The organism is Candidatus Hodarchaeum mangrovi (assembly GCF_975850365.1).
In genome coordinates, this window is record NZ_CDLCQJ010000145.1 from 20,774 (window position 1) to 30,032 (window position 9,259).

General features: G+C 31.2%; 11 protein-coding genes. 6 read left to right on the forward strand and 5 right to left on the reverse strand.

The genetic code is table 11. From position 1 onward, the window contains the following. Window positions 1-6: 6 nt before the first annotated feature. A complete protein-coding gene (locus tag ACWVCY_RS14010; protein ID WP_455143592.1) occupies window positions 7-414 on the reverse strand; it encodes a hypothetical protein in 408 nt (135 codons plus the stop codon). Beyond that, entirely contained in the window at window positions 411-680 is a 270-nt protein-coding gene (locus tag ACWVCY_RS14015; RefSeq protein ID WP_455143594.1) for a hypothetical protein, read from the reverse strand. The genes ACWVCY_RS14010 and ACWVCY_RS14015 overlap by 4 nt, the downstream gene beginning before the upstream one ends. 106 nt (window positions 681-786) lie before the next feature. Between ACWVCY_RS14015 and ACWVCY_RS14020 the strand changes: the two genes are divergently transcribed. Together ACWVCY_RS14020 and ACWVCY_RS14025 are read left to right on the forward strand one after the other, a co-directional pair. Then, window positions 787-972 (forward strand): hypothetical protein, encoded by a 186-nt coding sequence (locus tag ACWVCY_RS14020; RefSeq protein ID WP_455143596.1) that lies wholly within the window; start codon window positions 787-789, stop codon window positions 970-972. Window positions 973-1,004: 32 nt separating this feature from the next. After that, complete coding sequence (locus ACWVCY_RS14025) at window positions 1,005-1,910, forward strand: DNA-methyltransferase (RefSeq protein ID WP_455143597.1); 906 nt, start codon at window positions 1,005-1,007, stop codon at window positions 1,908-1,910. Window positions 1,911-1,946: 36 nt separating this feature from the next. Here ACWVCY_RS14025 and ACWVCY_RS14030 read toward each other — a convergent pair whose 3' ends face one another. After that, the gene (locus ACWVCY_RS14030; protein WP_455143599.1) at window positions 1,947-2,723 is read right to left on the reverse strand and encodes a PIG-L family deacetylase; all 777 of its coding nucleotides are present in this window, start codon (window positions 2,721-2,723) and stop codon (window positions 1,947-1,949) included. A gap of 140 nt (window positions 2,724-2,863) precedes the next feature. Between ACWVCY_RS14030 and ACWVCY_RS14035 the strand changes: the two genes are divergently transcribed. Both ACWVCY_RS14035 and ACWVCY_RS14040 read left to right on the forward strand, forming a co-directional pair. After that, on the forward strand, window positions 2,864-4,960 hold the full coding sequence (locus tag ACWVCY_RS14035; protein WP_455143601.1) for a thioredoxin domain-containing protein: 2,097 nt from the start codon (window positions 2,864-2,866) through the stop codon (window positions 4,958-4,960). A gap of 156 nt (window positions 4,961-5,116) precedes the next feature. Then, window positions 5,117-6,172, forward strand: coding sequence for a DMT family transporter (locus tag ACWVCY_RS14040; protein ID WP_455143603.1), 1,056 nt, complete (start codon window positions 5,117-5,119; stop codon window positions 6,170-6,172). A gap of 6 nt (window positions 6,173-6,178) precedes the next feature. On the opposite strand, the gene ACWVCY_RS14045 is transcribed toward ACWVCY_RS14040, so the two are convergent. Next, a complete protein-coding gene (locus ACWVCY_RS14045; RefSeq protein ID WP_455143605.1) occupies window positions 6,179-6,442 on the reverse strand; it encodes a hypothetical protein in 264 nt (87 codons plus the stop codon). Between the two features lie 198 nt (window positions 6,443-6,640). Between ACWVCY_RS14045 and ACWVCY_RS14050 the strand changes: the two genes are divergently transcribed. Both ACWVCY_RS14050 and ACWVCY_RS14055 read left to right on the forward strand, forming a co-directional pair. After that, the gene (locus tag ACWVCY_RS14050) at window positions 6,641-7,168 is read left to right on the forward strand and encodes an oxamate carbamoyltransferase subunit AllH family protein (protein ID WP_455143607.1); all 528 of its coding nucleotides are present in this window, start codon (window positions 6,641-6,643) and stop codon (window positions 7,166-7,168) included. 56 nt (window positions 7,169-7,224) lie between these two features. After that, on the forward strand, window positions 7,225-8,262 hold the full coding sequence (locus ACWVCY_RS14055; protein WP_455143609.1) for a zinc-binding dehydrogenase: 1,038 nt from the start codon (window positions 7,225-7,227) through the stop codon (window positions 8,260-8,262). Window positions 8,263-8,401: 139 nt separating this feature from the next. Here ACWVCY_RS14055 and ACWVCY_RS14060 read toward each other — a convergent pair whose 3' ends face one another. Continuing rightward, window positions 8,402-9,205 (reverse strand): HAD family hydrolase, encoded by an 804-nt coding sequence (locus ACWVCY_RS14060; protein ID WP_455143611.1) that lies wholly within the window; start codon window positions 9,203-9,205, stop codon window positions 8,402-8,404. Window positions 9,206-9,259: the final 54 nt, after the last annotated feature.

Here is a 9,259-nt window from a genome sequence, read left to right on the forward strand (position 1 = left end):
TCTTACTTATTTCGGTAACCATGTTTCATGTACATGAAGCCATTCGACACCACTATTTATTAGATTATTTTTACGGAAAATAGCGGTACTTATCCGACCTACATCAATTTCATTAATCTTTTGCCATTCTTCATATATAACCATCATATAATTAGGCGTTAATTCTTTAAATTGAAAATTTTTTGTCCATATAATTAGCTGATGCTCCTTTCGTGTCCCATAGGCTCTTTTCACTATATCAACAATTGTTTCTTTATCGAATAACTTACCCTCTGGTGTAATTAGGTTAAAATTATAACTTAAGGAATTTTCTAATCGAGTTAAATGATCTTTTGAACACGGAATTACCCCATTATACCATTGTTCAAAGAACTGATGGAGTTCTTCAATCTCCTTTTGACATTGCTCTTTCATTTTGGCCAACTAACAGTAAATGCTTTTATTATTTGACAAATTGCTACAATAAAAAAACAATAAGCCCAAAATTGTAATGGGCCCCAAAAGTCAAAATCTTTGAGAATTGAACCAATTAACCCATCACTGTAAAAAAACACCCTATTAAAGAATAAGCCTTCCCCCCATGTTTCAGATGTTTGTTCATATCCTAAATCTAAAATCGAAAAGGCTGTTAATGAAATAAAAATGACTTGAATGAGGCTTAGTATTTTGTATTTATTCATGGCTATCCCCATTTCTTTTCATTGAAAGATACTTTATAAAAAGATAATCATAGAACAAGAAGACTTTGATATGATTTTATATAACAATTAAATATAAAGGGCATTTATGAAAGAAAAATTATCTTTTGAAGAAAAATTATTTCATATAGTGGCAACCTATTTATTTAAAGGATCTTCTCTTGATGCTGAGAAGGAATTTGCCATTTTCTTATTTGCTGATTGGGCAAAAACCAATCTCGATACGATTCTTGAAGCAATAACTAACTATTCAAATAACCCAAATAATCCATAATACTAATCATAAAACAAATGGAGAATTACTGAATGGTAAGAACAAATCGGAGAAAGGCAACAAAAACTTCACTATTTGGGTCTTCAGAACGAATCAATCATGATGCTTCATATTTCTACTCAAGGAAAATGTTTGAAAATCTACCTCAAGAAGAAATTGTCGAATATAAAGAAAATTTTATTCCTAATTCATTATTAAATTCAATAATAAATAAATCAAGTGAAAAAATGGATGAACTTCCTGATAATAGTATACATATTTTGATTACTAGTCCTCCTTATAATGTTGGCAAAGATTATGATCATGATTTCTCCTTAGATGAATATTTATCTTTTCTTGAATCAATCTGGAGAGAATGTTACCGCGTTTTAGTACCAGGAGGACGTTTATGCATAAATGTAGCTAATCTTGGAAGGAAACCCTATTTTCCTCTTCATTCATATCTCTATAATCAATTGATAGCCTTATCATTTCTTCCTCGTGGTGAGGTTATTTGGAACAAATCAGCTTCTGCAGGCTCTTCCACAGCCTGCGGTTCTTGGCAATCTTCCTCTAATCCAACACTTAGAGATATTCATGAATATATACTTTTTTTTTCAAAAAAGATGTACAAACGTCCTCAGTTAAAAGATAAGTTAAACACGATCTCAAGAGACGAGTTTTTAGAGTATACAAAGAGTATTTGGAATTTCACTACTGGATCTGCACGAAATATTGGTCATCCTGCGCCATTTCCAATCGAATTGCCATTTAGGTGTATACAACTATTTTCTTATAAAAATGAAATAGTTTTAGATCCATTTATGGGTAGTGTTCAAACAGCTATTGCTGCCCTTAAAGCAAAAAGAAAGTTTGTTGGGTATGAAATAAATAATGAATATGTAGAATTGGCTTATAAAAGAATAAACGAATTTCTAAATCAGAAAAATATTAAGTAAAGCCAAATTCTTCGGGCAAATATAATTTAAATGTTTTCACCGTTTTAGAAAATATGAAAAATCATCACATTTAAGAGGAGTTGGTGAGATTAGATGTTCAGCATACTCTACGCCAATTTGTGATCCTAAATTTCTATTCCAGCTCAAAATAACAGATGGAAAATGTCTTAGACCTTGTTGTTTCTTATCTGGGTCAAATCCTTGAGATTTATAACATAAAATTGCTTTTTCTTTTAAATCAACTGTGTTGGTGATGTCAACTAAAAATGAGGTGTAATTGTCTGGGTGTAATCCAATAAATCTTACAGGAAAATAAAGAAGTGATGTAATCCTATGAACAGGTAAGTAATTCATGTACTTTTCCCATTTAGTTAAACGAGAATAAAATATAGCTGCTTCTGTTATTAATTGAGCTTCATAATGATCAGGAGAGGCCATTAAAGTTTTTCCAAACATTTGAATTACTACCTTAGGACGCCAGCTTCGAAAAATACATGCTAATACACATCTATTCTCGAAGTTGTCAAATAAACGTCTGTTGGGTAAATTAAGCGTGATTCTTTTAACCCCAAGAATTTTAGCAGCTTCTTTTGCTTCATTTAAACGAACTTCAGCATAATCAGGATCAAAATCATCAGGTGAACGATATTTTTCGTTAAGCGGTGTTGGTTCAGCATTTGTAAGGTCAATTATTCCTGTTCTAATTCCATGTTCCTTTACTAATTTAGCTAACGTTCCCCCGATTCCTAATTCAACATCATCAGGGTGAGCACCAACTGCAACAACTTCAATTGGATCTTCTAAAACTTCCAAGATTCCATCACTCTCTTTTCATTTCCTTTAGAAAAAATAAAAAAAAACTTATTGTTTTAGTTCTCCTAATTTTTACGAGTTTAGAGGCATTTGTTATTTTAGATATAAAAAACTTCAGCTACTTTGACAAAGTGGTAATTATGAACCGTAATTCCAAACTAAAACAGAACCGTTTAAAATATGCTTCGAGTCCTTACTTAATTCAACATGCTACCAATCCAGTTGATTGGTATGAGTGGGAGGAAGGATTAATTCAAGCAAAGAAAACTGCTAAACCAATTCTCTTAAGTATAGGTTATGCTGCCTGTCATTGGTGTCACGTTATGCAGCATGAATCATTTGATGATGCTGAAACTGCTAAAATTATGAATAAATTATATATCAGCATAAAGGTTGATAGAGAAGAAAGACCAGATCTGGATTCTCATTATCAAACTGCTATTGCACTATTGACTGGAGGGCGGGGAGGTTGGCCATTAACAGTTTTTTGTACTCCTGAAGGATTAGCTTTTGCTGGGGGAACATACTTCCCTAAAAATACTTCCTATGGATTACCTTCTTTCAAAGAAGTTCTACAGTATGTTCATCAAGAATTTAGTAAAGATTTCTCAAAAATAACAAATTTAACAGAGAGAGTGCTTCAAGTAATCCGAGAAAACAATTCAATTGGTGATAAATCAGCATCAATCTCGTATGATATGATAAATGATCATATAGCTGGATTAATGCAAAATTATGACAAGATATTCGGAGGATTTGGATCTAGTGGACCAAAATTTCCTCAAATTTCAGATTTACGATTTTTATTGACACAGTATTATCAGAAAAATAAGAACCAGGAATTACTAACAATGGTCACACAGACATTTGATAATATGGTTTCTGGAGGAATATATGACCAATTAGCTTCTGGATTTCATCGATATAGTGTAGATAGGAAATGGTTTGTTCCTCATTTCGAGAAAATGCTTTACGACAATGCTCAGTTTCTTATTTTGACTGTAGAATTATATCAAATTACTAAAAATTTAGCATACAAAAAGATTGCCTTAGAACTAGTTTCATATCTAAAACGGGAGATAATGTCTGTTGATGGTGTATTTTATTCTTCACAAGATGCTGATTCTGAAGGAAAAGAAGGAAAATATTTCATTTGGACTAAAGATCAAATTATTAATATTCTAGGAGATGATTTAGGCAAGAAATTCTGCAAATATTATGATGTGACTGATGAAGGTAACTTTGAAGATGGTTATTCAATTCTAAATAAAACAGTATTCTTACGTTCTGACACAGAAAAAAATCCTGAATTTTGGGAAGATATCTTAACTGCTAAAGAAACATTACTTGAATTCCGAGAAAAACGACCTAAACCTTTCTTAAACACAAATATCATTGTGGCATGGAATGCATTAGTGATAACTGCATTAACAAAAGCAGGATATGTTTTAAACTTAAAAGAATATGTTCAAATGGCTAAGAAAGCTTTTAGCTATATTATCAAAAATATGAAGGATTTTAAAACAAATATGCTTTATAGAAGTTCGAATAATAACCAATTTAGTACTTTTGCTTTTTCCGAAGATTATTCATTGTTAATTCAAGCGTCTTTGGAATTGTTTGCACAATCAGGTGAGATAATATATTTTAATGAAGCTAGAAAACTTCAGAAAATAATGGATGACGAATTTTGGGATGAAACATCTTTTGGTTATTTCCTAACTAGTAAATATCATACAGATTTAGGAGTCAAAATTAAACCTGTAATTGTTTTTTCACTTCCTTCAGCAAACGCAGTTAGTTTAGAAAATTTAATTCGATTATACCATTATAGTAATGATCCCCAGTATTTAAAACGAGCGGAAGAACTAGCTAACTTTTTAGCTGGTTGGTATAAAGATCAAGGTTATATGAATGGAGATATATTCATGAGTTTAGATTACTACCTTACTAAACCCATAGAATTCATTTCTTTTTTATCAAATGATCAATCGAATGAGAATTCACCAGACAGATTTCTAATCGACAATTTTATTCCTCATATAGTTATCTTAAGAGTAGTTCAGACAAATGTAGGTAAGCTACGAGATCTAGCTATATTAGTTGGACGTATCTCACAAATGGAAAGAGAAGATTGGAAAGAAGATATCATGTATGTTTGTAAAAATATGACATGTTCTACCCCTTTGAGGAATAAAACCGAAGTAGAAATATATCTAAGTAGTTTTCATAATTAAATTTCTAGTATTTTCCTAATCTTATAAAATTTAGGTAAAAAATTAGAAATAAAAGTGTTTAATGATGATTACTCATTTTTGGTTTTAAACTATAGTTAATAGCAAAATTTTTGTATGAACAAGAATTCAAGGTTCTATATCGGATAGTGGTTAATAATGGATCAAAAAGACAAACAAACATATATAGGACCAATAATAGTATCAATAGCTAATGCAATGCGTGCGTTTGACGCACCAGTTCGAAATCCAATGTTATTAAGTGCTTTACCTGGTGATTTTTTTTATAATCCAGCAGCGAAGAATTTATCGAATGCTCTTCGACTAAGTGGATTTTCATCTTTTATAGTTGCCATCGAACATATTATTGGTGCTCTGATCCTCACTCCAATTTTAATGCTTTCTAGAGGATATAGGCATTTTGTTAATTTATTAAGATCTTTTGAAAGGCGAGAATTATTTAGCGTAGCTTTTGTCTCTCTTGGTTCAGGACTAGGATTGTTTTTCTTTCTAATTTCATTTGCTCTTGGTAATCCTACCGTTGCTATATTATTGCAAAAAAGTCAGCCACTTATTACTCTTTTAGTCGCAATGCTAATATTAGGAGAAAGACCCACTAAATTTTATTATATTTCAGCCGTAATTGCTCTAGTAGGAATATTTTTTATGTCTTATGAAGATCTAATTGCTGGAGATTTCTTTAATTTAATGGCAGCCCTTTCATCACTTGTAGCAGCAGTATTTTGGGGTTCAAATACAGTTTTCGGTAGAATTTTAACAGATAAAGCTGACTATTGGGATATTACTGTTTTTAGATATATTGGTGGATCAATTATATTAATTATATTTAATTTAATCTTATTTAATTATACCCCTGACAATTTTAATTCATTAACACAAGCTTTTACTACTTTTCCAAAGTTTATACCTATTGAGATGCTTGGAATAATTGCAATTTTATATTCAGCCTTACTTACAGGGGGGATACTTCCTTTAGCACTATACTACTTCGGTTTAAGGTGGTCTAAAGCCTCAATAGGAGGACTAGCTGAATTATCATTTCCCTTACTAGCTATTTTTGTTAACTTTGTTACATTAGGATATGGATTATCAGTATGGCAAATTTTAGGGGCTCTCATACTTTTTACCTCAGTAATGACACTCTCTTATATTAATACAAGAGAATACAAAAGAAGTTTAAACAAAAACCTTTAATAACCCCTATTTTTTCTTTGGTGGTTGAGGGAGAACGCCCCAAATTTGAAAAGCGATAAGAAGACCAATTATAAGACCTATTCTAGGAAGATCATCTAACATTGTTTCACCCCAAGTTGAAGTCAGAATTGGTGAAAGAATTATTGAAACTATAAAGAAATAAACAAATATTGAGATAGCAAGCAAAATTCCGACAAAAACTCGTTTTGTGAAACTCTCTTGGTAAAATTCAATAAATCGGGAATATAGATCTTTAATAGTGGCGCTCAAAAACTGTACCTCACTTATTATTGAAATACACACATTTTAAGGCTTTCAATCAAAGCAATATAAGAATAACTCTTCGATTCAATACAATTCCTTAGAATCATAGATTTATAATTTCAATTGTATTTTGAATTATATTACATTAACTTGCTTTTCTTATGGCATTTCTTAAAATAATCTGAAGCTGAGAGAAATTTGCAAATGATTGAACAGTATGAATGCCTTAAAGTATTTATTAAGAATACCAAGATAACTTCCCTTTCACTACTTATGAAAAATTCTCAGATTTTTCAGGAATTTAGGTCAATGTTAATGAGAAAAGAATATTCAATAAATGACTCATTTTTACTCCTACGCAGTATTCTTGGGGAAGGAAAAGGAAGCACTCCGGAGTCAGATGATATTATAATTGGTATATTATGCTGCTTTCAAATTTTTAAACCAGAATATGACTTTTCATTCCTATCAAGCTTCCCCTTTGAAAAATTTACTACTAGTAAGTCCTCTATATTACTCCGTTCAATTTTACGAAAGAGGTACCCTAAGGAATTACAGAAATTTCTTGATCTCTTAAATAAATCCTCTTTATCATCAATCCAAAGAAGAGCATTTTCTTCTGAGATACAAAAAATAGCTCAAATTGGTGCGACAAGCGGTGTGAATTTTCTTCATGGAATTTTCTGGGAAATGGATAATATATTGAATGAATCAAATTCGAATTTATCTTAGAAATGTTAAAAATTTGTATTATAAGGATAACTCAGAAAGATTTTAGATGAGCCAAAATGAAAGCAGTTTTAATACATCAATTTGGAGGAGTGGAAAACCTGATATTTGATGAATTCCCTACTCCTGATATATCAGATGATCAAGTTCTTGTCAAAGTAAAAGCAGTCGCATTAAATCACTTGGATTTATTTGTAAGAGCAGGCATACCTAATTTAAAGCTTGAGTTGCCACATATCTTAGGTTCTGATATTTCAGGAACAATAGAGATGATTGGAAGTCGAGTAAAACATCTCTCTGAAGGACAAAAAGTAATTATAGACCCAAGTTTAAGTTGTGGGGTGTGTGAATTTTGTTATCAAGGTGAAATTTCCCTTTGTGATAAATATAAAATTATTGGTGAACATACACGCGGAGGATATGCAGAATATATCGTAGTTCCCTCTGAAAATGTAATTAAGATTCCTGATAATGCAATTATTGATGTTAAAGAGGCTGCTGCAGTTCCCTTAACTTTTATGACCGCTTATCGTATGTTAATGACAAGAGCAAAATTAAAATTAGGGGAAGATGTTCTGATAACTGGAATTGGAGGAGGAGTGGCATTAGCTGCTTTGCAAATAGCTAAATTAGTTGGATCTAGAACATTTGTTACCTCTTCTTCGAATGATAAACTACAGAAGGCCAAAAAATACGGAGCAGACTTTATTATTAATTATAAAGAACAACCTGATTATCAAAAAGAAATATGGAAACTAACAGGTAAAAGAGGAGTTGACATTGTAGTTGATTCAGCTGGACAAGAAACTTGGGATAAAAATATGCGTTGTTTACGAAAAGGGGGGCGTTTAGTAACCTGTGGAGCAACAACAGGTTATAATACTTCAATGAACTTAAATTTATTATTCTGGAAACAATTTGATCTTCTAGGTTCTACAATGGGCACTAGAAATGAACTTCGGGAAGTTCTGAAATTTGTATGGGATGGAAGGTTGAAACCGATTATTGATAGCTTTCTTCCTCTTTCTGATGCTAGAAAGGCTCATAAAAAACTAGAAGATGGAACGCAATTTGGTAAAATAGTTTTAGAATCTTAAATGAGAAACAATATATTTTACCTTTAATTTGAAAACAAAAAGTGAAAAGATGTTATTTCCAACATAGACGATAAAACATTATTTCATACAAATTAAATAATTACTATTCATATAAAATATCAAAACGGAATTTTTTATCTTACTCATATTTTAAATTATTCTCTTTCTTTTTTATGAATGATTTAAGTTCTGCATAAAATTCATCGAGTGTTCCTGAATAATCAGCTTTGAATTTTGGAGCTTTTGCATCCAAATCGGTTTTAATTACTTTATTATACTTATTTCTTCCATCCTGAATTATAAATGTTTTAATCCCTAATTTTCCAGCAACTAAATCATTTATGGGATCATTTCCTATCATCAAACAATTCTCTGCAGATTCATTTATCCGCCTTAAAAGTTCTTCATAATACTCTATTTGAGGTTTAGAGAATGTATAATCATCTGCGGAGGTAACTTCAAACCAGTTGATTTGGTTACTATTTATCTTTGCCCACCCTAAGCGGATTTCGTTTGCGATTGCAGGGAATATAGGGTTAGTAGCAGCAACTAATTTAAAATAAGGAGCAGCTAACTCTAGGATATCTTTTGCCAAAGGATGAGGGGTGATAATCTCTGATAAAATTTGAAAATCTTCTTTATAAAAGCGAAGGAATCGATTTTTTATCTCTTGGGAGGTAAGATTTCCTCCCATTCGGTTTGAAAGATCTAAAGTAAATTTTTCTAGATTTGTGATTCTTTTAGGGTCTTTGACTAACATTTTATGTGTACTCAATAGAAATATCTGTGTAAAAATTTCAAGATTCGGAAATTCTCGTTGGAAATACTTGTAGATTAATCTAGAATAATTGGGAATGAATTCTTTTTCATCAAAAAGAAGAAGAGTATTATCAATGTCAAATAATAGAGTGGTTATGTTAGAAAAATTGATTTTTGATGTCATACAGCTTTTTCCTCGGCCTATTTTTTGTTGGTAATTAAATCCCATCAATTTTTA

Bases quoted from the DNA above. Each gene is read 5' to 3' on its own strand.
- ACWVCY_RS14010 (WP_455143592.1), bottom strand. From the start codon at position 414: ATGAAAGAGCAATGTCAAAAGGAGATTGAAGAACTCCATCAGTTCTTT.
- ACWVCY_RS14015 (WP_455143594.1), bottom strand. From the start codon at position 680: ATGAATAAATACAAAATACTAAGCCTCATTCAAGTCATTTTTATTTCA.
- ACWVCY_RS14020 (WP_455143596.1), top strand. From the start codon at position 787: ATGAAAGAAAAATTATCTTTTGAAGAAAAATTATTTCATATAGTGGCA.
- ACWVCY_RS14025 (WP_455143597.1), top strand. From the start codon at position 1,005: ATGGTAAGAACAAATCGGAGAAAGGCAACAAAAACTTCACTATTTGGG.
- ACWVCY_RS14035 (WP_455143601.1), top strand. From the start codon at position 2,864: ATGAACCGTAATTCCAAACTAAAACAGAACCGTTTAAAATATGCTTCG.
- ACWVCY_RS14040 (WP_455143603.1), top strand. From the start codon at position 5,117: ATGGATCAAAAAGACAAACAAACATATATAGGACCAATAATAGTATCA.
- ACWVCY_RS14050 (WP_455143607.1), top strand. From the start codon at position 6,641: ATGATTGAACAGTATGAATGCCTTAAAGTATTTATTAAGAATACCAAG.
- ACWVCY_RS14055 (WP_455143609.1), top strand. From the start codon at position 7,225: ATGAAAGCAGTTTTAATACATCAATTTGGAGGAGTGGAAAACCTGATA.
- ACWVCY_RS14060 (WP_455143611.1), bottom strand. From the start codon at position 9,205: ATGACATCAAAAATCAATTTTTCTAACATAACCACTCTATTATTTGAC.